General features: G+C 61.6%; 18 protein-coding genes and 3 tRNA genes. 16 read left to right on the forward strand and 5 right to left on the reverse strand.

What is annotated here, in order from left to right; genetic code table 11:
- The first annotated feature begins 63 nt into the window (after positions 1-63).
- The 3 genes from QM007_RS00860 to QM007_RS00870 are packed head-to-tail and all read left to right on the forward strand — an operon-like array spanning position 64 to position 3,565.
- Entirely contained in the window at positions 64-363 is a 300-nt protein-coding gene (locus QM007_RS00860) for a DUF6457 domain-containing protein (RefSeq protein WP_283490143.1), read from the forward strand.
- The gene (gene fdhD / locus QM007_RS00865) at positions 356-1,237 is read left to right on the forward strand and encodes a formate dehydrogenase accessory sulfurtransferase FdhD (protein WP_283490144.1); all 882 of its coding nucleotides are present in this window, start codon (positions 356-358) and stop codon (positions 1,235-1,237) included. Before QM007_RS00860 ends, fdhD begins: the two co-directional genes overlap by 8 nt.
- Before the next feature lie 30 nt (positions 1,238-1,267).
- The gene (locus QM007_RS00870; RefSeq protein WP_283490145.1) at positions 1,268-3,565 is read left to right on the forward strand and encodes an FdhF/YdeP family oxidoreductase; all 2,298 of its coding nucleotides are present in this window, start codon (positions 1,268-1,270) and stop codon (positions 3,563-3,565) included.
- Between the two features lie 108 nt (positions 3,566-3,673).
- On the opposite strand, the gene QM007_RS00875 is transcribed toward QM007_RS00870, so the two are convergent.
- On the reverse strand, positions 3,674-4,324 hold the full coding sequence (locus QM007_RS00875; protein ID WP_283490146.1) for a response regulator transcription factor: 651 nt from the start codon (positions 4,322-4,324) through the stop codon (positions 3,674-3,676).
- Between the two features lie 12 nt (positions 4,325-4,336).
- Positions 4,337-5,491, reverse strand: a complete 1,155-nt coding sequence (locus QM007_RS00880; protein WP_283490147.1) for a sensor histidine kinase — start codon at positions 5,489-5,491, stop codon at positions 4,337-4,339.
- Positions 5,492-5,836: 345 nt separating this feature from the next.
- Between QM007_RS00880 and QM007_RS00885 the strand changes: the two genes are divergently transcribed.
- Together QM007_RS00885 and QM007_RS00890 are read left to right on the forward strand one after the other, a co-directional pair.
- Complete coding sequence (locus QM007_RS00885; protein ID WP_283490148.1) at positions 5,837-6,289, forward strand: hypothetical protein; 453 nt, start codon at positions 5,837-5,839, stop codon at positions 6,287-6,289.
- Between the two features lie 180 nt (positions 6,290-6,469).
- Entirely contained in the window at positions 6,470-7,876 is a 1,407-nt protein-coding gene (locus QM007_RS00890) for an FAD-dependent oxidoreductase (RefSeq protein ID WP_283490149.1), read from the forward strand.
- Positions 7,877-8,024: 148 nt separating this feature from the next.
- On the opposite strand, the gene QM007_RS00895 is transcribed toward QM007_RS00890, so the two are convergent.
- Positions 8,025-9,362 carry a D-arabinono-1,4-lactone oxidase gene (locus QM007_RS00895; RefSeq protein ID WP_283490150.1) on the reverse strand — a complete coding sequence of 446 codons (1,338 nt, stop codon included), beginning with the start codon at positions 9,360-9,362 and terminating at the stop codon, positions 8,025-8,027.
- Between the two features lie 192 nt (positions 9,363-9,554).
- Between QM007_RS00895 and QM007_RS00900 the strand changes: the two genes are divergently transcribed.
- The 5 genes from QM007_RS00900 (at position 9,555) to QM007_RS00920 (ending at position 12,152) form a co-directional block, all read left to right on the forward strand.
- On the forward strand, positions 9,555-10,211 hold the full coding sequence (locus QM007_RS00900; protein WP_283490151.1) for an LGFP repeat-containing protein: 657 nt from the start codon (positions 9,555-9,557) through the stop codon (positions 10,209-10,211).
- A gap of 219 nt (positions 10,212-10,430) precedes the next feature.
- Positions 10,431-11,441, forward strand: coding sequence for a universal stress protein (locus QM007_RS00905; RefSeq protein WP_283490152.1), 1,011 nt, complete (start codon positions 10,431-10,433; stop codon positions 11,439-11,441).
- 377 nt (positions 11,442-11,818) lie between these two features.
- Positions 11,819-11,891: transfer RNA gene (locus QM007_RS00910), tRNA-Glu, on the forward strand.
- 51 nt (positions 11,892-11,942) lie between these two features.
- A tRNA-Asp gene (locus QM007_RS00915) sits at positions 11,943-12,016 on the forward strand.
- Positions 12,017-12,079: 63 nt separating this feature from the next.
- Positions 12,080-12,152: transfer RNA gene (locus QM007_RS00920), tRNA-Phe, on the forward strand.
- 156 nt (positions 12,153-12,308) lie between these two features.
- Here the strand turns inward: QM007_RS00920 and QM007_RS00925 are convergent.
- Positions 12,309-13,112, reverse strand: a complete 804-nt coding sequence (locus QM007_RS00925) for an exodeoxyribonuclease III (RefSeq protein WP_283490153.1) — start codon at positions 13,110-13,112, stop codon at positions 12,309-12,311.
- Between the two features lie 178 nt (positions 13,113-13,290).
- Between QM007_RS00925 and QM007_RS00930 the strand changes: the two genes are divergently transcribed.
- From QM007_RS00930 to QM007_RS00945, 4 genes are read left to right on the forward strand one after another with little or no spacing between them, the layout of a single operon-like run.
- A complete protein-coding gene (locus QM007_RS00930) occupies positions 13,291-14,421 on the forward strand; it encodes an ABC transporter ATP-binding protein (RefSeq protein ID WP_283490154.1) in 1,131 nt (376 codons plus the stop codon).
- Positions 14,418-15,092 (forward strand): ABC transporter permease, encoded by a 675-nt coding sequence (locus tag QM007_RS00935; protein WP_283490155.1) that lies wholly within the window; start codon positions 14,418-14,420, stop codon positions 15,090-15,092. Before QM007_RS00930 ends, QM007_RS00935 begins: the two co-directional genes overlap by 4 nt.
- Positions 15,089-15,745, forward strand: a complete 657-nt coding sequence (locus QM007_RS00940) for an ABC transporter permease (protein WP_283490156.1) — start codon at positions 15,089-15,091, stop codon at positions 15,743-15,745. Before QM007_RS00935 ends, QM007_RS00940 begins: the two co-directional genes overlap by 4 nt.
- Before the next feature lie 6 nt (positions 15,746-15,751).
- Positions 15,752-16,678: an ABC transporter substrate-binding protein gene (locus QM007_RS00945; protein WP_283490157.1), complete on the forward strand. Its 927-nt coding sequence runs from the start codon at positions 15,752-15,754 to the stop codon at positions 16,676-16,678.
- A gap of 221 nt (positions 16,679-16,899) precedes the next feature.
- On the opposite strand, the gene QM007_RS00950 is transcribed toward QM007_RS00945, so the two are convergent.
- The gene (locus tag QM007_RS00950) at positions 16,900-18,345 is read right to left on the reverse strand and encodes a glyceraldehyde-3-phosphate dehydrogenase (protein ID WP_283490158.1); all 1,446 of its coding nucleotides are present in this window, start codon (positions 18,343-18,345) and stop codon (positions 16,900-16,902) included.
- A gap of 221 nt (positions 18,346-18,566) precedes the next feature.
- Here QM007_RS00950 and QM007_RS00955 point away from each other — a divergent pair, with 221 nt between their 5' ends.
- Together QM007_RS00955 and QM007_RS00960 are read left to right on the forward strand one after the other, a co-directional pair.
- Positions 18,567-19,511, forward strand: a complete 945-nt coding sequence (locus tag QM007_RS00955; RefSeq protein WP_283490159.1) for a carbohydrate kinase family protein — start codon at positions 18,567-18,569, stop codon at positions 19,509-19,511.
- Positions 19,512-19,667: 156 nt separating this feature from the next.
- On the forward strand, positions 19,668-20,192 hold the full coding sequence (locus QM007_RS00960; protein ID WP_283490160.1) for a YbhB/YbcL family Raf kinase inhibitor-like protein: 525 nt from the start codon (positions 19,668-19,670) through the stop codon (positions 20,190-20,192).
- Positions 20,193-20,197 lie beyond the last annotated feature (5 nt).

Consider the following 20,197-nt stretch of genomic DNA (forward strand, 5'->3'; position numbering starts at 1 on the left):
CTTGGCGCAGGCGGGTGTATGTTTGAAACTGAAATTTTTTCCCCGCTGCACCGTTGGAGCGTTATGAGTCAGAGAGACCCCCGCGACCTTGAGATTGCCCGCGATTTCCTAGCCGAGCTTTCTTCCCGTCTGAACCTTGACCTTGCCCTGGTGGAGAATGCTATGCCCCATCTTCTGGGCATGACCAAACAGGTGGCGCACGGGGTGGTGCGCCCGGCAGCGCCCTTGGCTGCTTTCTTGGTGGGGTACGCTGCCGCTCAGGCCCCGGGGCAGGACGCTGATGAGCAGGTGGAGAGCGTCCGTTCGGCTTTGGAACAGGTCGAGATTCTGGTTGACGAATATAAAGAGCGGGCCGATGGGTAGGCTCAACCGTACTGCTCCGGCCACCCGGTACGTGCTCAAAGACGACGGTACTTTCTCTATTGACCGCCGCGCCGACGCCCTGACCGCTGAGGAGCCCCTCGAAATCAAGCTGGATGGCCAGACCGTCACCACCACCATGCGCACCCCGGGGCATGATATTGAACTGGCCCACGGGTTCCTGCACGCCGAAGGGCTGATTAGGAGCGCCGCAGAGATTAGTACCGCCCGCTACTGCGCGGGGGCGACCGGGCCGGACGGCGCCAACACCTACAACGTGCTTGACCTGACCCGCGCAGTCCCTGAAGCTACGCACCCCAGCCCGCCGGGCGGCGTCCTACCCCTCTTTGGGAAGGCTGCACCCCTGCGTCTGACCGTGACTAACTCGGCCTGCGGGGTGTGCGGGTCGGCCTCGATTGACTCCATTATGGGCAAGGCCAGTCGCCCCATACCTCCTACCGCCCTTACTCCTGAGCAGGTGCTGGAACTGCCTGTCCGGTTGCGCGACCACCAGGTGATTTTCAAAAAAACCGGCGGTATTCACGCCGCCGCCGTCTTTGAGCCGGGCGGTGAACTGTTGGTTGCCCGCGAAGATATCGGCCGCCACAACGCCGTGGACAAGGTAGTGGGCCACCTGCTCATGAACGACGGGCTGGAGCCCCCCGCCCCCGGCCTACCGGGGCGGACGCTGGTGGTCAGCTCCCGGGCGTCCTTTGAGCTGGTGCAGAAGGCAGTACTTGCCGGTTTCTCGGCGCTTGTGGCGGTTTCTGCCCCGTCCTCGCTGGCTGTGGATCTTGCCAAGGAATCGGGCCTCACCCTGGTCGCTTTTGCCCGCGAACGACGTTTTAACCTGTACTCGGGTCAGCTAGCTCAGTAATCTGGCACACATCACGCTAAACTGGGGTGTATGAGCACGGTAAGCAAGCATGAAGACGTCCCTGTTGTCAGCCGCGTGAGCGAAGAAGCTACGGCCTTTGACAATCCCAAGATTGGCCACCGCACTAAGGTAGCGGCGGGTCCCGGTGGTGTACTGCACGCCATGGCACACGCTATCCCCGCCCGCGGCCTGCTGCCCCTGATTAACATGAACCAGCACGGCGGCGTTGATTGCCCCGGCTGCGCCTGGCCCGAACCCCACCAGAAGGATAAGAACGTGGTGGAGTTCTGCGAAAACGGCGCCAAGGCCATCGCTGAGGAGACCACCCCCGAACGCGCGGGAGTTGACTTCTGGGCGCAGTACTCGGTCACCGAGCTGCGTGATAAAACTGATTTCTGGCTGGGCAAGCAGGGCCGCATCACCCAGCCCCTGCTCTACGACCGCTCTAGCGGGGATGACCACTACCGCCCCGTCACCTGGGAGCGAGCCTTCGAGCTGATTGCCCACCAGCTCAAGAAAACCGACCCCACCAAGGCTGTTTTCTACACCTCGGGTCGGGCCTCCAACGAGGCCGCCTACGCCTTCCAGCTGCTGGCCCGCCGTCTGGGCTCCAACAACCTGCCCGACTGTGGCAACCTCTGCCACGAGTCCACCGGCGTCGCCCTCAAAGAGGTCGCTGGCCTGGGCAAGGGCTCAATCACCATGAGCGACCTCGAAACCACCGACCTGCTCATCTCTGTAGGTCAGAACCCCGGCACCAACCACCCGCGCTCGCTGACCAGCTTCAAGAAGATGAAGGAAAACGGCGGCAAGATGGTGGTGCTCAACCCCATGCCCGAAACCGGTCTGATGGCCTTCCGTGAACCCCAGTCGCCGGTGGGCATGATTGTGCCCGAGAAGCTGGCGGACGAGTACCTGCAGGTGCGTCTGGACGGCGACCGCGCCTTCTTCCAGCAGCTCAACAAAGAGCTGATTCGGCGCGACGCCATTGACCACGTTTTCATTGAGAAATTTACGGACGGCTTCGAGCAGCTACGCGAGCACCTTTTGGGTCTGAACGACGCTGAGCTGGAACGCGGCTCTGGTATCTCGGCTGCCCAGGTGGCGCGCGTTGCCGATCTGGTAGAGGCCTCTGAAAACGCGATTGTTTCGTGGACCCTGGGTGTCACCCAGCACCGTGAATCGGTGGGTACCCTGCGGGAGATGATGAACTTCCTCTTCCTCACCGGCAATATGGGTAAGCCCGGGGCTGGTTCAGCCCCCTTCCGCGGCCACTCGAACGTGCAGGGCAACCGCACCGTGGGTATCTGGGAGAAGATGCCCGAGCCCTTCCTAGCGGCTCTTGAAGACTACTTCGGCTTCCCCGTCCCCCGCGAGCACGGCCTGGACACCGTGGACGCCCTGCGCCAGATGCGCGACGGGAAGAACCAGTTCTTCATGTCTTTGGGCGGTAACCTGGTGCGCGTTGCCTCCGATACCACCGCCTGCGAAAAGGCCATGAGCAGCCAGGAGATGACCGTCCATCTTTCGACCAAACCCAACGGTTCGCACGCTTTCCCCGGCGAGAAGGCCCTGATTCTGCCCGTCCTGGCTCGTACCGACCGCGATGTGCAGGCGTCCGGCCCGCAGAAGATTACCGTGGAGAACTCCTTCGGTATCGTCTCTGCTTCTATCGGCAAGCGCACCGCTAACGACGACCTCGATCTCAAGTCCGAGGTAGAGATTATCTGCTCGGTGGGCCGCGAAACCTTTGGTGATGACTTCTGGCAGCCCATGATCGACGACTACGGCGTGATTCGTGAGGCTATTGAGGGCACTATTCCCGGGTTTGAGCGCTACAACGAGCGTATCGAGAAGCCCGGTGGTTTCTACCTGCCGAACGGCCCGCGTGAGCGCGTCTTCAACACCGAAACCGGCAAGGCCCGGCTGACGGTCAACGAGACCAACGTGCTGGAGGTCCCCGAGGGGCACCTGCTGCTGTCGACGGTGCGTTCGCATGACCAGTTCAATTCCACGATTTACGGGCTGGACGACCGCTACCGTGGCGTGCGCGGTGGACGCCGCGTGGTCTTTATGCACCGGGATGACATCGTCGCCCTGGGTCTTGAGGACGGCTCCCTGGTGGATATTGTGTCGGTCTGGGAGGACGGCGAGCGTCGTGCCCCTAATTTCCGCGTGGTGGAGTACGACCACGCCCGCGGCTGCTGCACTGTCTACCTGCCCGAGGGTAACGTGTTGGTTCCGTTGGATTCGGCGGCGAAGCGCTCGAACACTCCGGTGTATAAGTCGGTGCTGGTGCGCCTGGAATCACTGGGGCGTAAGGCTTAACCGGCGGTAGCGGGCGGACGGCCGGGCCCCAGCCCGCCCAAGGTAATCGAAAGCTTCATCAGCGCGTTCTAAGAACATGCTGATGAAGCTTTTGATTACATCAGAGATTTAATCCAGCACCGGGAAGTTGTGGTGCCCAGCGTGCACCAGGAGCTGGGTGCGGGTGGTAACGCCCATCTTTTTGTAGACCTGTGAGAGCGTGTTTTTGACGTTTGAGAGTGAGTAGTTCAGTTCCTGTGCGATTTCCTGATTAGTGTGCCCCAGGCAGACGAGTTTGGTAATGGCCTGTTCTGTGGCGTTGAGTTCGCTCCAGGGGTCGCCCTGGGGTGGTTGGGTGAGGTTCATGGAGATGACCAGGCTGGCGAGGGCTCGCCGGTCGATGATGGCCCGCCCCTCAACTGCGGCTGTGACCGCTTGTTTGATTTCTTTGGCGCGGGAGTTTTTCAGGAGGTAGCCGTGTACGCCTGCGGCGAGGGCTTGGCTGACGTAGCTGTAGCTATCGAAGGTGGTGACGGCAATGATTTTAGCGTCTGGGTGGGTTGCCAGGATGCGCTGGGTGGCTTCTATGCCGTCCATGACGGGCATGTTGAGGTCCATAAGGAAGACCTCGGGGCGTAGGGTGTTGGCGATAGTGATGGCCTCTTGCCCGTTGCGTCCTGTAGCGATGAGGTTGAGGTCGGGGTCGTTTTTGATGTAGAGGCCCAGGAGTTCGTTGAAGTCGGGGTCGTCTTCGATGAGGGCTACGGTGGGTTGGTGCATGGTGGGTGCTTTCTAGGCGGTGGCGAGGGGCAGGTGGATGGTGAGGTTCCAGGTTGTGTCTGTTATTCCGTAGTGCATGGTTCCGCCGAGGGCGCGGATGCGCTCACCTATGCCGACGAGCCCGTAGCCGGTGCCCCGGGTGTGTTTTTTGGGGTTGCTGGGGGCGGTGGGGTTGGAGGTGGTAACGGTGACGCCGGTGAGGTTGGGTTTGGCGGTGACGGTGATGGTGCACCCTGGTTGGGCGTATTTTTTGGCGTTGTGGCAGATTTCTTGGATGAGTTTGTGGAAGGTGGGGCGCACTCCGTCGGGTAGGTCGGCTTCGGTGATGGTGATGTTTTCGTGCAGGGTGAAGCCGTGGGCGGTGAGGTCTTTGCGGGCTTGGGCTAGGGTTTGGCTGAGGTCGATGGTGGGGGCGGACGTCTGGGGTAGGGCTGTGGGGTCGGTGTCGCCTCGGGTGGTACGGATGAGCAGGCGCATGTCTGTGAGGGCTTTGTGGGTGTGTTCTTCGATGGTGTGCAGAGCGGCATCTTTGCCGCTGGGGGTGATTGCATCGAGCCCTTGGCCGGTGGTGAGGCCGATGACGCTGATGTGCCGAGCTACGGTGTCGTGGAGTTCGCGGGCTAGGGCGCGGTTGGATTCAGCTACCTGTTCTTTGTAGTCGGTGTATTCCTGAGCCAGGGTCCTTCTCTGCTCCCAGGAGATTCGTAGTGCTAGAGGGGTGCCTATGAAGAGGAAAAGGCTGATGCTGAGTGTTAGCAGGTTAAAGGGCCGCAGCAGGGTGTAAGCTGTGATGATTTCTCCAGCTATGTGTGAGATGGCGAGGAGAAAAATACCTGGTAGGGGGCCGGTAAGAACGAACAAAAAGGTGCAGGCAAGAATGAAGAAGGCCAGCAGAGCGGACTCCTGGTCGTAGTAGGCCGAGCTGAGAAGCATGAGCGCGCACAGGGCATATACAGAGTACCGGTAGGCGGTGTAGTAGAGCGCCGCCCAGAGGGTGATGAGCGCGAAGAAGACGATATGCAGGGATAGGTAGCTGTCGGGATGGCTGACGGCTTGGAAGAAGCCTGTAGCGCCGATTGCTAGAGAAAGGATGAGTGTGGTGAGCCGGACTGCGCGGGAAGGACGTGCGGTCGGCAGGGACCGTAGGGTGTGTAGTAGCTGGGTCACTGGTGTGCTTGCTTGCAGAAGGGTGGTATGTGCTGGAGGATTTTGCAGAACCGCATAGGAGTAGGGGTTGTCTCCTGAGCATATATTTCTGTTTGGGCGTAGCTCGGGGCCGCTGATGTGAAGAGAAAACTGGCGGCAAGGAGGGCTGCGGCAAGGACTTTCATTGGATTCTCCCTTCCTGTAGACGGGGTGCTTCTCCATCTTTCATAATCCGTAGGCACGTGGCGCGTCAAGATTTTAAGTACAAGTCAGTACTTAAGTACTGAAGGTGCTTCTACCTCTTGAAAACTTCAGATGTGTCTGGTGGAATGATTACAATTCTTGGCATTCAAAGGAGATTGCACCATGCAACGTCGAGCCCTTCCTCTTGCCCTACTCATTCCGCTGCTGGCGGCCTGCTCCAGCGGCGCGTCCACTACAGCTGAGGCACCAAGCTCCACCCCGAGCGTCCGCACCGCCACTGTGCCGCCACCTGCCACTACAGCAACCGCCAGCCCCGAAGAACTAGCAACCCAGGGCCCCACCATCTCTACCGAAGATATTCAGCGGGGCATCGACACCGGCAATGTCTACGTGCTCTACTCCGGCGTCATGTGCTTCGGAGGCACTCTAGCCGACCCCGCCGAGTTCGCTGCGCAAGAACTAGCCAGCGACTACATGAGCGAGGAAGAATACCAGCAGCACTACAGCCAGATCCCGGCAGAAGTGCTTGCCCAGAGCGAGAAAAACAAAACCAGTATCTTCACCGCTCCCCAAGAATGCCTAGACGCTGGCTGGTCCCAGGCCGGAGCCATCTAAAACACCCTGCACCCCTGCCCGCATCTGTTACCTCTGTTACGACCAGCCCCTACCCCCGGTAATTCCAGGACTTACTCTGTAACCGGGGCGACGGCGTCCGCCCCAAACTCGGTAGACTAGAGCAGAACCAAAGTCCCAACCCGCCGTGCCCACCTACGCCCGGCGCCGAAAGGAAAACCCGTGTCAACCGAAGCCCCCCGCGCCCTGCGCGTCGCCGTCATCGGTGCAGGCCCCGCAGGTATCTACGCCGCAGACATCCTCACCAAAAGCGAAGAAGTCCGCACCGGAGCCGTGCCCGTAGCCATCGACATCTTCGACCGCTACCCCGCCCCCTTCGGCCTGATCCGCTACGGCGTAGCCCCCGACCACCCCCGCATCAAGGGCATCATCAACGCCCTGCACAAGGTGCTCGACCGCGGCGACATCCGCTTCTTCGGCAACGTCAACTACGGCACCGACGTCACCCTGGCCGACCTGCGCAAGCACTACGACGCCATCATCTTCGCAACCGGCGCCATCAAGGACGCCGACCTCGACATCCCCGGCGTTGAGCTCACCGGCTCCTACGGCGCGTCCGACTTCGTCTCCTGGTACGACGGCCACCCCGACGTGCCCCGCACCTGGCCGCTGGAAGCCAAAGAAATCGCCGTGCTCGGCAACGGCAACGTAGCCCTCGACGTCGCCCGCGTGCTCTCCAAGCACGCCGACGACCTGCTCGTCACTGAAATCCCCGACAACGTCTACGAAGGTCTCAAGGCCTCACCCGTCACCGACGTGCACGTCTTCGGCCGCCGCGGCCCCGCCCAGATTAAGTTCACCCCCCTCGAACTGCGCGAACTAGCCCACTCCCGTGACGTTGACATCGTGCTCTACGAAGAAGACTTCCAGTTCGACGACGCCTCCCGTGAAGCCATGGAAACCAACGCCCAGACCAAGGTCATGATGAAGACCCTCAACGGCTGGCTCGAAGAGCAGAAGGAAAACCCCGGCACCGCCTCCCGCCGTCTGCACCTGCACTTCCTGCAGTCACCCGCCGAAATCCTCGGTGAGCACGGCAAGGTCACCGGTATCAAGATGGAACGCACCGAGCTCAACGGCAACGGCGGCGTTACCGGTACCGGCGAATTCATCGACTACCCCGTGCAGGCTGTCTACCGTGCCATCGGCTACTTCGGTTCCGAACTGCCCGAGGTCGGCTACGACAGCGAACGTGGCGTCATCACCAACGTTGAGGGTCGCGTCATCGACGACAGCGATGTGCCCGTCCCCGGCCTCTACGCTACCGGCTGGATTAAGCGCGGCCCCGTCGGCCTGATTGGTTCCACCAAGTCAGACGCCCTCGAAACCGTCACCCACCTGCTAGAAGACCGCGACAACCTCTACACCGCCGAGGCCGCCGACCCCGCAGCGATTGAGGCCTTCCTCGACGAGGCGGGCGTCCGCTACACCACCTGGGAAGGCTGGCACCGCCTGGACGACCACGAAAAGGCCCTGGGTGCAGAAGCCAAGGACGCCGCCGGCGAGCCCCGCGCCCGCATCAAGGTGGTTGACCGCGACGAGATGACCGCAATTTCACGCGGCGAATAGTATCTCACTGCGCCGGCCCTGTCTCCAGCAGAAGGGGACCGCAAAACTTAAAAGGGACCGCATAATATGCAGTCCCTTTTAGGTTTTAAGGTCCCCTTGGGTAAAGCGGGCCTACAGAAGCGCGGACCAGGGCGGACGTCCGCTACCCCTACCGCATGAGCACCCAGTCCAGGTAGGGGTTGAGGAAGAGACCCTCGGGGTCTAGCTCTTCGCGCAGCTCCACGAAGTCGTTGAAACGGGGGTAAAGCTGGGCGAGGGCGTCCGCGTCCTGGGTGTGGTACTGGCCCCAGTGGGGGCGTCCGCCGTGCTCCTTGAAAACCCCCTCAAGCACACCGAACAGTTCGGCGTGGGGCTGGCGCCAGTAGGCGCGTGCTGAGACATAGAAGGTCTCGCGCCCGTAGGCCTGGGAAAGCCAGATGTCGTCGGCGGCAGCGGTGCGCACGACCAAGGGGTAGGCCATCTGGCTGCGGTAGGATGCCAGGTGGGCGCGCACATCGCGCATGACGTCGGCAAACTGCGACATATCGAATGCGTATTCCATATTGTTCTGCCGCACGGTGCGGTGAATGGTGAAGACGCGGGCCGAGTAGTCGGCGTAACGCCGGTTGCCCTTGCCCCAGTTCGACACCTTATTCAGCACCGGCTGTACCGCAGGCACCTTGGACCCAGCGTAGCTAAGAGCCGAGAACACCCCGTTGTTAAGCAGATGATCACCGCCGTAGCGCCGGGCCTGGCTCAGGGCAGCGCTGGCGGGCATGTAGCCGTCGGTCAGCAGGGCCAGGCGGGTGAGCCTGCGGGTGCGCACCTCGCCTGAGCCCGGGAACCAGCTGAACTCGTAGTGGTCAGCCCCGCGGGAGCGGTCTTCAAAAGAGTGCACGATGCTCTGGTAGGTGTGCCCGCGTTCGGCCGCGTGCAGGCGGAACTGGGGCACCACTTTAAAGGTCAGCTCCACGATGATGCCTAGCGCCCCCAACCCGCACAGGGCCGCTGAGAAAATTTTCGGGTTCTGCTGGGAGGAGCAGACCAGCAGGTCACCGGTCGCGTCCACCAGCTTGAGCTCAGCCACCTGGGTAGCGAAGACACCGTAGGTCAGACCGGTGCCGTGAAAACCGGTTGAAATAGCCCCGGCCAGGGTCTGCTCATCGAGTCGCCCCAGGTTGGTAAAGGCCAGGTTGTAGTAGCCCAGCAGGCGGTTAGCTTCACGCACGGTGGTGCCCGCCAGGAAGGTTGCGGTGAGCTCGTCTGGGTTCACCCGCACCAGGCCGGTCAGGTGCTCCAGAGTCAGCAGGGTGCCTGCCGGCTGCCCAATAGCGGACGCACTGCGCCCCCGCCCCACCACCTTGACTCTGCTACCTGCCGCGGCGGCGTCCTTAACCTGCTTTTGCAGCTCAGGCACTGAGCGGGGTGTAAGGACGCCGGTGGGCTGGGTGGTGTGTTGGCGGGCCCAGGTGCTCCACGAGGGGCTTGTCTGCGGGGTATCGGCCATAATCTACCTCGATTCTTGCTCGTACATGCCTATTTTCCCACGAAGAGGTGGGTGCTGGCTGAGAGTCTGGGCGTACGGTCACAGCCCGGTAACAGTTGGCTCACAATTCGATAAACCTGCCTGTTTTTGCTTGCCCGGGCTGGGGTGGCTGTGATGGTGTGGAGGTACTGGAGAAAGGAAGGTATAACCACCATGAACAACTCTTCACTCCGTACTTTTGCCCGTTACGGCTCCGCCGCTGTGGCCTTGGGGGCGCTCGCGCTCACCGGGCTAGCCCCTGCATCGGCCAGTCCAACGGCGGCCACCGGCCCTTCCATTGCGGCCAGCTCAAGCAGCGGTACCCTGCCCTGGGTACCTGAGGACTACACCTGGCTGGGCGCTCCCACCGATGACGGCTTTATTGCTCCCGGTACACCTACATCACCCGGTTTCATGGGCCAGAATTTTACCCACGGGGCTGTGTTCTATAACGAGGTCACTGGCATCCACACCGTGCATGGTGCTATCTATGACCTGTGGCGTTTTGGCGCGGTGACGGTGGGCGAGGGCTCTGCCCTGTACAACCTGATTCCCGTGACCGACGAGCAACCGGTAGGCAGTGGTGTGCGCCAGAGCTTCGCCCAGCCGGGTCTGGCTAGCGGTAACGTCTTCTGGTCTGAGGCTACCGGCGCCCATTTTGTTGAGTCTGGCACCCCGGCAGGGGACTATTTCAATGCCCACGGCGCTGTAGATACCTTTGGCTTCCCGGTGTCTGAGGTGCAGCAGGTAGGGGATGCATCGGTGCTGTACACCGAACAGGGCGTGCTGACGGTGACCGCCTCCGGCGCTGTGTTTAGCCCCCTGGGTTAGCGTAAGCAAGGACGCCGCCGCCCACCCCCCCTGCCGCGGGGCAGGGGAGCGGGGTGGGGCGTCCTTACCTTATCTAGTTCAAAAATGAATAAGTGCGGTAATGATGCGAAATAAGTCACGCCACTCACCGGGCGAGGACTAAACTAGAAGTAGGCCCCGGCAGCAGCGCCGGCAACCCGGCTGGCAGAGCGGGGTCATCATGAATCTAAGGGGATGACCATGACCGAACGCGCTCTCACCTTCGGTGAAAAAGCAGTAGCTGCCCGCAACGACATCGCAGAAGTAGCCAACGCAGCCGGCGAAATCATCGTCGGTATCGACGGTTCCGAACAGAGCTACGGTGCCCTGCGCTGGGCCGTACACGAGGCTGAAGTCCGCAAGGTGCCCGTCCGCATGGTCACTGCCTACTCTCTACCCGTCTTCACCGGTACCGGTTTCGACGCAGGCTACTCCATGGTTGACGAGCAGGCCCTGACCGACGGTGTGGCCCAGATTCTCGACGAGGCCCATTCCCGCGTGGGCGAAACCAGTGTTGAACTTCGCGCAACTGTCGAAACCGGCGACGCCACCGCCGTGTTCCTCGAACTCTCCAAGAAGGCCGAGCTGATGGTGGTTGGATCCCGCTCCCACGGCGGTTTCCTGGGCCGTCTGCTGGGTACCGTTTCCACTTCTCTGCCTGCCCACTCCCATTGCCCCACCGTTGCAGTACCCCACTCCTACGCTGAGAAGATTGAAGCTGACCCCGGCATCCTGGGCAGCGGCAAGTCGGTCGTTGTTGGTTCGGACGGCTCCGATGAGGCTCGCCTTGCCATGATGCAGGCAGCCGACGAAGCTTCCCGCCGCGGCGTCAAACTCACCCTGGTCAACGCGCTAGCCCCCTACACCGGTGCCCTGAACTGGGCACCCGCCGCCGTAGATTTCGAGGCCCTCTACCGCGAAATCGCCGATTTGCAGCGTAAGGCTGCCGAGTGGATCCGTGGCTACTTCCCCAACCTGGAAATCGAATTCAAGCTCATTGACGGCTCACCCGTGCAGGTGCTGCTCGAAGCAGGTAAGGCTGCCGACCTGATCGTGGTCGGTACCCGTGGTCGCGGCGGTATCGCCGGGATGCTGCTAGGCTCCACCTCCCAGGGCATCCTGCACAATACCCAGGTGCCGGTCATGATTGTTCCTCAGATTGACGACCCCCGCATTGAGCAGGCTCCCGACGCTGGCGTTACCTGGGGCTAGTCACAGCGTGAACACGCTCTAGTCAGCTTCTCTCGCAAGGAGTAGGCTGGTTGTAAGACAAGGCAGGATAGCTCCCGCCGAAGCTCCTTTTCAGGCTGAAAAGGGCTCCGACGGCGCTATCCTGCCGTCTTTTTTAAAAAAGTTCAAAAAATTTTTGGTACGGACGCTTGTTGCGGCAATATCGGTTCTGGCTAGGTTGTTTATGTGTATTGCCGGTTACTTTTGCGTGAATTTTGTGGTGCGAGGCACCCAATTTTTGACCCAAAATGCCCCGAATGGGTGGTTTTCGATTTGCGCGCCTGTTTGAACTCGCGTAATGTATTACTTGTTCGAGCGACGGGCTGAGGAAACAAAGCCGGTCACGATACAGCGAACTAGCCCCTATCGTCTAGCGGCCTAGGACGCCGCCCTTTCACGGCGGTAACACGGGTTCAAATCCCGTTGGGGGTACTGTGAAACCTTTGGTTTCACGGCCATGTAAGAACTTCGGTTCTTGCGTATGGCCCCGTAGCGCAGTTGGTTAGCGCGCCGGCCTGTCACGCCGGAGGTCGCGGGTTCAAGTCCCGTCGGGGTCGCTCTGACCGCGTAAGTTCTCACTTGTGGGAAGACGCGGTTGTGGCATATCTAAGGGTATGCCTGGCTCTGTAGCTCAGTTGGTAGAGCGTGCGACTGAAAATCGTAAGGTCACCGGATCGACGCCGGTCGGAGCCACGAAATCCACTCTCTAGGCTTCTACATGAGAGTGGGTTTTTTGTTTTAGCATTCAATAGCCCCAGCCCGTGAGTTCACGGGCTGGGGCTATTGTTGTATCCCGCTTTTTCTAGGGGGTGCAATGCCCCGGACTGTCGGGCGGGGGTGTCCGCTCAGCTACCTAATCTCAACAATCACCGGGGCGTGGTCCGAAGCCCCCTTGCCCTTGCGCTCTTCTCGGTCAATCTCAGCGCCCACAACTCGCTGGGCCAGCGCTGGGGAGTAGAGCTGAAAATCAATGCGCATGCCCTCATTCTTGGGGAAGCGTAGCTTGGTGTAATCCCAGTAGGTGTAGGGCACCGTGGTGTGCTCCCGAGCCACATCGATCAGCCCCAGAGGCTCTTCAAGAAAAGCTCTGAAAGCTACCCGCTCAGGCTCGGTCACGTGGGTCATCTGGTTTTCCCTAAAGAAGTCGATATCCCACACATCCTCATCGAGCGGGGCAATATTAAAGTCTCCCACCAGGGCGAACTGCGTCTCGGGGTCCTGCTCTAGCCAGCTGGCAGCGTCCTTGCGAAGCTCTTCAAGCCAGGCCAGCTTATAGGGCATGTGCGGGTCGTCGATACCGCGACCGTTAGGCACATAGAGGCTCCACACCCGAACCCCGCCGCAGGTTGCCCCGATAGCGCGGGCCTCAACGACGGCGTCCTCACCGGGCTTGCCAAAAGCGGGCTGGTTGGCGAAGGTACGCTGAATGTCCTCAAGCCCCACGCGGGAGGCAAGGGCCACCCCGTTCCACTGCGACAGACCGAAATGGGCCACCTCGTAGCCGGAGTACTCAAAAATTTCGTAGGGGAAGGTCTCGTCGGTGGCCTTGGTTTCTTGGATAGCCAGTACGTCCACGTCGCTGCGCTCTAGCCAATCTTCCACGCGGTCGGCGCGGGCACGGATAGAGTTCACGTTCCAGGTAGCAATTTTCATGTCACCAGCCTAGCAACCGACTTGCCGCCTTAAAAGTGCAACTGCCTGTTACTTTTAGCAGGGCAGGTGAATTTATGACAGGGTACTTGCTGTTTTAGAAGCTGCTGGAATAGGGTGGAACCCACGGGTGTTAGGTTGCTGGAGCAAAACCTGCCCCGCCTCAAACGAAAGAGCAAGTATGGCAGCGGCCCCCGCTATTGAATTCCGGTCGGTCACCAAGAAATACGGTGACGCGGCGGTGGTAGATAACCTTAACCTCAGTATTCCTCGGGGGAGCATCACGGTTTTTGTGGGCCCCTCGGGCTGCGGCAAAACCACATCCCTGCGCATGATTAACCGCATGGTCGAGCACACCGACGGTGAGATTCTGGTGCGCGGCGAAGCCAATACCACCTGCCCTGTTCACGAACTGCGCCGCTCCATCGGCTACGTGCTGCAGCAGGCTGGGCTCATGCCCCACCAGAGCGTGCTCGATAACATCATTACCGTGCCCCGTCTTAAGGGGGTAGCGAAGAAGCAAGCTCGCGAGGAAGCCCTGGACCTACTCGACACGGTGGGCCTAGACCGCGCATCTGCCAGCAAGTACCCGGCCCAGCTCTCGGGTGGCCAGGCCCAGCGCGTGGGTGTGGCCCGCGCCCTGGCAGGCCAATCAGACATACTCCTGATGGACGAACCCTTTAGCGCTATCGACCCTGTTGTGCGCGCAGATTTACAGCAGAGCCTTTTAGACCTCCAGCAGAAACTTCACCGCACCATCGTCTTTGTCACCCACGATATTGATGAGGCTGTGCTTCTGGGCGACTATATCGCTGTTTTTGCTCCCGGCGGCACTATCGCCCAGTTTGGCACCCCCGAAGAGATTCTGCGTGCCCCAGCCAGTGACTATGTTGCTTCTTTCGTGGGCCGCGATCGCGGTATGCGCCGCCTGACCTTTGCCGGGGCAGAGAATGTGGCAGTTAGCCCCCTGCAGGCTGCTGAGGCCGAGGGCTGGCAGCTGAGACTAGCGGACGGACGCCCCGACGGTTGGCTGACCGGCGGTAGGCACCTGCCCGGCGGCTCCCTCTTCGTGCAGGGGGGAACCCTGCGTGATGCCCTGGATTCGGTACTCTCTTCTCCCTCCGGCTGGGGCGTGGCTGTAGATGAGCAGGGGAAGGCCCTGGGCCTGCTGGAAGCCGATAACGTGCTTGAAGCAACCCGCCAGGAGCGCTACCTGCGCTACGGCCTAGAAGCCCCTCGGGCCCGTACTGATGGGGCCGATAGGGGCCGAGAACCCACCGACGAGACCCCCGGTAGCGGGGCGTCCGCATGAGCTGGTTTCTGGCGAACCTGCCCTACATCGGGCAGCTCACCGCCCTGCACCTGGCGCAGTCTGTAATCCCGGTAGTGGTGGGCTTTGCCCTCGCCCTACCTCTGGCCCGGCTGGCTCTGGGGCGGCGGGCGGACGGACGCTCCACCGAGGCCTACACCACTGCCGGCCAGGTGCGTAAAGGGGCAGTGGTGAACGGGGCAGCCCTGCTCTACACCGTGCCCTCACTAGCGCTTTTCGTGCTCATGCCCCTGGTGCTGGGAACTTCTATTACTTCCCCGCTCAACGTCTATGTGGCGCTGACTATCTACGTGGTAGCCATGATGGTGCGCAGCGCCGTGGACGCCTTTGAATCGGTCTCACCCATCACCCTCGAAGCCGCCACAGCCGTAGGCTACACCCCGCTGCGCCGCTTCTGGCAGGTTGAGCTACCCCTGTCGCTACCCGTCATGATTGCCGGTTTACGCGTTGCTCTGGTCTCGAATATTTCTATGGTGTCGGTGGGCGCTGTTATTGGCATCCAGTCCCTCGGCACTCTCTTCACCGACGGCCTGCGCCGGGACATACCTGCTGAAATTATCACCGGAATCCTGCTCACCCTCGTCCTTGCCCTCGTACTCGACCGCCTGCTGGCCTTGGTCGGCGCCACGCTCACCCGTTGGAGGAACCCATGATTTTTCAGGACGTCTGGGCCTGGTTCACCACCCCCGGTGCCTGGGCGGGCACCGGCGGTATCTTGCAGCGTCTCGGTGAGCACCTGGCCTACTCCGGCCTGGTGCTGCTGGTCGCGGCGGCTATCGCCCTGCCGCTCGGGGCCTGGGTGGGGCACACCGGCAAGGGGCAGAACCTGGTCGTAGCTCTTACCGGTGCTCTGCGAGCCCTGCCCACACTGGGTCTGCTCACCCTCTTTGCTCTCTGGCTGGGTCTGGGTCTAACCGCCCCGGCGCTTGCCCTCGTCATACTGGCTATCGCCCCGCTCCTGGCGGGTACCTACGCCGGTATTGCGGCTGTGGACCCCGTTATTAAGGACGCCGCCCGCGCCCAGGGCATGACCGGCTGGCAGGTGCTCACCCGGGTAGAAATTCCCGTGGCCCTGCCCCTCATTTTCGGTGGCATCCGTAACGCGGTGTTGCAAATTATCGCAACCGTCACCGTGGTTGCCTACATCAACCTTGGCGGGCTAGGGCGCTACCTCATCGACGGGCTGGCAGTGCGTGACTACACCCGCATGGTCGCAGCCGTCCTTCTGATTGCCGCCCTGGCCCTTCTCGTCGATGCCCTCCTCGCCCTCGTACAGCGTGCTCTCACCTACCCTGGACTAAGGTAAACAGCCATGACTTCACCTCGCCTCACCCGCCGCTCCCTCTTCACCGGGGCAGGACTCGCCGCCGGGGCTCTAGGCCTTTCCGCTTGCGGCCTTGACGGCTCCACAGCCTTTGGTAGTGGGGGCACCACCGGCACCATTACCGTAGGCTCAGCCGACTTCACCGAATCGCAAATTATCGCCGAAATCTACGCCGCAGCCCTGCGCGCCCGCGGTCTAGACGCTACTACCAGCCCTGCCATCGGCGCCCGCGAAGCCTACCTCGGGGCCCTGCGCGAAGGCACCGTCTCGGTGGTACCCGACTACTCCGGCAACCTCCTGCTCTACTTCGACGCAGAGACCACAGCCGTCACCGCCCAAGACATCGTGCAGGCCCTCCCCACCGCCCTGCCCGACGAGCTGGGTGTTCTGGCAGCCTCGCAGGCAGAAAACAAGGACTCCCTGGTCGTCACCGCCGCTACCGCCGAAGAACACGCTCTGACCAGCCTGGACGACCTCACCACCCTCAGCGGCCAGTTCAGCCTCGGGGCACCCCCGGAATTCGCGGAACGAGCCTACGGCCTACCCGGCCTAGAGCGCCTCTACAGCTTCACCCCGGCGTCCTTCGAACCCATCAACGACGGTGGCGGGCCCCTGACCGTCGCCGCCCTGGCCGACGGCACCGTCGACATCGTGGACCTCTTCTCCACCGACCCCGCCATCACCGCCAACAACTTCGTGGTGCTTGATGACCCCAAAAACATGATTCTGGCCCAGCAGGTTCTTCCCGTCATCAACACCCGACAGGTCTCGGTAGCCGCCGCCCGCGCACTCGATGAGGTCTCAGCCCTACTCACCACCGAGGCTCTGATTGAGCTGAACACGCGTGTCTCCGGCGCAGAAAAAGCAGCCCCCGCCACCGCGGCAGGGGACTGGGTGAGCGAGAACTTCGCGTAACCTGGGATTCTTGGCGGACGGGCTTACGTTTGTTGCCTCCTAGGGGGGCGGGGCGAAGGTTGGAAGCCAGCTGGCTCTCGGGGCTGGCGTGAATCGCGACGAGCCCCCAGGCGAGGAACGAGAGGGTCGCTGGCGGCAACTTCCGCCCCAACCCCTAAAAAGCAGGTGCCCCCGGCATAACTAGCCGAGGGCACCAGAACGTGCGGCGGGCGTCCGCGCTCTTAGATCGCTGCGGGGAAGCTCTGCAGCTTACCGCCAATCATGGTCTCAAGCACGCGAATGACCTGGCAGGAGTAGCCGAACTCGTTGTCGTACCAGACGTAGAGAATGGCGTTATCGTCACCGGAGGTGATGGTGGCCAGGCCGTCCACTACACCGGCGGCGCGGGAACCCACGAAGTCGGTTGAGACAACCTCATGTGAGTCGGTGTAGTCAATCTGGCGGCGCAGGTTGGAGCGCAGGGAGCGCTCGCGCAGCAGGTTGTTGAGTTCTTCCTTAGAGCCGACGGGCTTGTTGAGCTGCAGGCTCAGGATAGCCATGGAGACGTCGGGGGTGGGCACGCGGATAGCGTTGCCGGTCAGCTTGCCCTCGAGCTGGGGCAGGGCCTTGGACACAGCCTTGGCTGCGCCGGTTTCGGTAATCACCATGTTCAGGGCAGCGGAGCGGCCGCGGCGGTCACCCTTGTGGAAGTTGTCAATCAGGTTCTGGTCGTTGGTGAAGGAGTGCACGGTCTCAACGTGGCCGCGCTTGACGCCGAAGACCTCGTCCATAATAGCCAGCACGGGGGTGATGGCGTTGGTGGTGCAGGAGGCTGCTGACAGCACGGTGTCGCTATCTTCGATGATGTCGTCGTTAACGCCGCAGACGATGTTCTTCACGCCCTTGCCGGGAGCGGTGAGCAGGACGCGCGCAGCCCCCTTGGCCTGCAGGTGGCGGGAGAGGCCGTCCTTGTCGCGCCAGCGGCCGGTGTTATCGACCACGATAGCGTTGTCAATGCCGTGGGCGGTGTAGTCGACCTCGGCCGGGTCAGAGGCGTAAATGAACTTGATGGGGGTGCCGTTGGCGATGATGGTGGAGTTCTCTTCGTCCACGCGGATGGTGCCCTTGAAGGCACCGTGGACGGAGTCGCGGCGCAGCAGGGAGGCACGCTTGTAGAGGTCGTTGTCGGTGTTCTTACGAACCACGACCGCGCGGAGCCTGGGGCCAGAGCCGGTGGAGCGCTCCAGCAGAATGCGGGCCAGCAGGCGGCCGATACGGCCAAAACCGTAGAGCACAACGTCCTGCGAGGCAGCTTCAATCTGGCCCTTCTTTCCGACGACGGGAGCCAGTTCTTCCTTCAGCCAGGCCTCAAGATCACCGGCACCAGAAGCCTCAAACTTGCGCTGCAGGCTGGCCAGACCCAGCGAGCAGGCACCCAGGTCGAGGGTGTTCACAATTTCAAGAATCTTCAGGGAATCAGCCGGGTTCAGCTCAACATCATCAATCTGACGGGCAAAACGGTGGGCCTTCAAAATCTGAATAACAGACTTGTTGATCAGGCTGTGGCCGTGAATAGAGACAACCACGTTGTTCTCTCGATTCAGCTTGCCAATCAGGGGAATCATCGCCTCGGCTTCAGCCTCAGAGGCAAGCCACTGCTCGTGAGCGTTGTCGGCAGAAATAGTCATGGTGTGACCTCTTCCTCGATGAGTAGCGTCATTGAACTCATCGGTTAGCAGCGCGGCGGTGCGCTGGTAGTTGGTGACTGGCGGCCCACACCCCGATTCATGCACGGGCACGACGAGCTGGTGGGCACTACAGACCTAAGTTTATAGTTTGTTCTCTCACATGTGGAGTTTGTGACGCGGAACTTCTCTGAGGCCGGGGCCACAACCGGTAAAATAAGGGCATGCTTACTGTCATTGGCGAAGCCCTCGTAGATGTTGTCCAGCGCCCTGGCGCCGAATCCCACGCCCACCCCGGCGGTTCCCCCATGAACGTTGCCGTCGGCGTCTCCCGCCTGGGCCACGAGGCCCAGTTCGTTGGCCGCTATGGCAAGGATGCCTACGGTGAACTTATCGATGCGCACCTGCGGGCCTCGGGCGTCCTGCTCCCTGTCGGTGCTGACGCCAAAAAGACCTCCGTTGCCCAGGCAATTATTGGCGAAACCGGCGCTGCTGAGTACGAGTTCGATATCGACTGGTCACTCGACGCAGCTAAGTCTGCTCTCGAAGAAGTTGGTAAGACCGCCACAGCCGTACACGTGGGCTCTATCGGTGCCATGCTGGAACCCGGGGCCACCGCCGTCCTGGAAACCATCAAGCAGGCAGCCCCTCACGCCCTGATTTCTTACGACCCCAACTGCCGCCCCTCCATCGTGCCCGACGCCGCAGAAGCCCGCACCTGGGCTGAGAGCATCGTGCGCCACTCAGACGTGGTGAAGGCTTCTGATGAGGACCTTCTGTGGCTCTACCCCAACCGAACCCTGGAAGAATCAGCTCGGGCCTGGCTTGATTTGGGCGCCTCCCTGGTGGTTGTGACCCGCGGCGAGATGGGCCCCTGGGCTATCACCCGCAAGACCTCGCCCGACGGCATCGCCCTGCCCGCCTACCGGGTAGAGGTCGCCGATACCGTAGGTGCAGGTGACTCCCTCATGGCAGCCCTCATTGCGGCCCTACTCGATCGCGATATCAAGGGCAAGGGCGCCCGCGCCGCCATTGAGCTGCTGAGTAAGGACGACCTCAAGGAGGTTCTGGCCTTCGCAGCGGTTGCTGCCGGCATCACCGTCTCCCGCGAGGGTGCTAACCCACCCAGTCGCGACGAACTGAACGCTGTGCTCTACCCGCAGGGCTAGTTCCTCCGCTTCCCTCCCCGAGGGGACCGCAAAACTAAAGAAGGACCGCATATTTTGCGGTCCTTCTTTAGTTTTCAGGTCCCTTTTCGTGAGGGGTGAGTAGTCAGTAGACTGGGTAGTGCATAGTAAAAGCCCATCAACGACGAGGAGGCCCCCATGCTCAACCGCGAACCCTACGCAGACCTGCCCAACCTACCCACTTTCACGCTGACGTCCGCCGATATCACCGAAGGTAAGACCCTACCCCGCGCCCAGGTCTCCGGCATCATGGGTGCAGGCGGTGAGGACGTCTCGCCCCAGCTCTCCTGGAGCGGCTTCCCCGCAGAAACCAAGTCCTTTGTGGTGACCTGCTTTGACCCGGACGCCCCCACCCCCTCAGGCTTCTGGCACTGGGCGGCATCTAACATTCCCGCCTCGGTTACCGAACTGGCCACCGGCGCCGCCGAGAACCTACCCGAAGGAGCCCTGGGGCACCTCAACGACGGCGGCACCCGCGGTTTCATCGGCGCAGCCCCGCCCGCTGGCCACGGCCCCCACCGCTACATCTTCTGCGTTACCGCCGTTGACGTGGAAAAACTCGACATTGACGAAAACGCCAGCCCCGCCGTGGTCAACTTCAACCTCTTCTTCCACGGTATCGCCCGCGCCTTCCTGACAGCTACCTATGAAGAAGAGAACTAGAATGT

Source organism: Rothia sp. SD9660Na (assembly GCF_030064065.1).
Classification (GTDB): domain Bacteria; phylum Actinomycetota; class Actinomycetes; order Actinomycetales; family Micrococcaceae; genus Rothia.

Bases quoted from the DNA above. Each gene is read 5' to 3' on its own strand.
- QM007_RS00860 (WP_283490143.1), top strand. From the start codon at position 64: ATGAGTCAGAGAGACCCCCGCGACCTTGAGATTGCCCGCGATTTCCTA.
- fdhD (WP_283490144.1), top strand. From the start codon at position 356: ATGGGTAGGCTCAACCGTACTGCTCCGGCCACCCGGTACGTGCTCAAA.
- QM007_RS00870 (WP_283490145.1), top strand. From the start codon at position 1,268: ATGAGCACGGTAAGCAAGCATGAAGACGTCCCTGTTGTCAGCCGCGTG.
- QM007_RS00875 (WP_283490146.1), bottom strand. From the start codon at position 4,324: ATGCACCAACCCACCGTAGCCCTCATCGAAGACGACCCCGACTTCAAC.
- QM007_RS00885 (WP_283490148.1), top strand. From the start codon at position 5,837: ATGCAACGTCGAGCCCTTCCTCTTGCCCTACTCATTCCGCTGCTGGCG.
- QM007_RS00895 (WP_283490150.1), bottom strand. From the start codon at position 9,362: ATGGCCGATACCCCGCAGACAAGCCCCTCGTGGAGCACCTGGGCCCGC.
- QM007_RS00900 (WP_283490151.1), top strand. From the start codon at position 9,555: ATGAACAACTCTTCACTCCGTACTTTTGCCCGTTACGGCTCCGCCGCT.
- QM007_RS00905 (WP_283490152.1), top strand. From the start codon at position 10,431: ATGACCGAACGCGCTCTCACCTTCGGTGAAAAAGCAGTAGCTGCCCGC.
- QM007_RS00925 (WP_283490153.1), bottom strand. From the start codon at position 13,112: ATGAAAATTGCTACCTGGAACGTGAACTCTATCCGTGCCCGCGCCGAC.
- QM007_RS00930 (WP_283490154.1), top strand. From the start codon at position 13,291: ATGGCAGCGGCCCCCGCTATTGAATTCCGGTCGGTCACCAAGAAATAC.
- QM007_RS00935 (WP_283490155.1), top strand. From the start codon at position 14,418: ATGAGCTGGTTTCTGGCGAACCTGCCCTACATCGGGCAGCTCACCGCC.
- QM007_RS00940 (WP_283490156.1), top strand. From the start codon at position 15,089: ATGATTTTTCAGGACGTCTGGGCCTGGTTCACCACCCCCGGTGCCTGG.
- QM007_RS00945 (WP_283490157.1), top strand. From the start codon at position 15,752: ATGACTTCACCTCGCCTCACCCGCCGCTCCCTCTTCACCGGGGCAGGA.
- QM007_RS00950 (WP_283490158.1), bottom strand. From the start codon at position 18,345: ATGACTATTTCTGCCGACAACGCTCACGAGCAGTGGCTTGCCTCTGAG.
- QM007_RS00955 (WP_283490159.1), top strand. From the start codon at position 18,567: ATGCTTACTGTCATTGGCGAAGCCCTCGTAGATGTTGTCCAGCGCCCT.
- QM007_RS00960 (WP_283490160.1), top strand. From the start codon at position 19,668: ATGCTCAACCGCGAACCCTACGCAGACCTGCCCAACCTACCCACTTTC.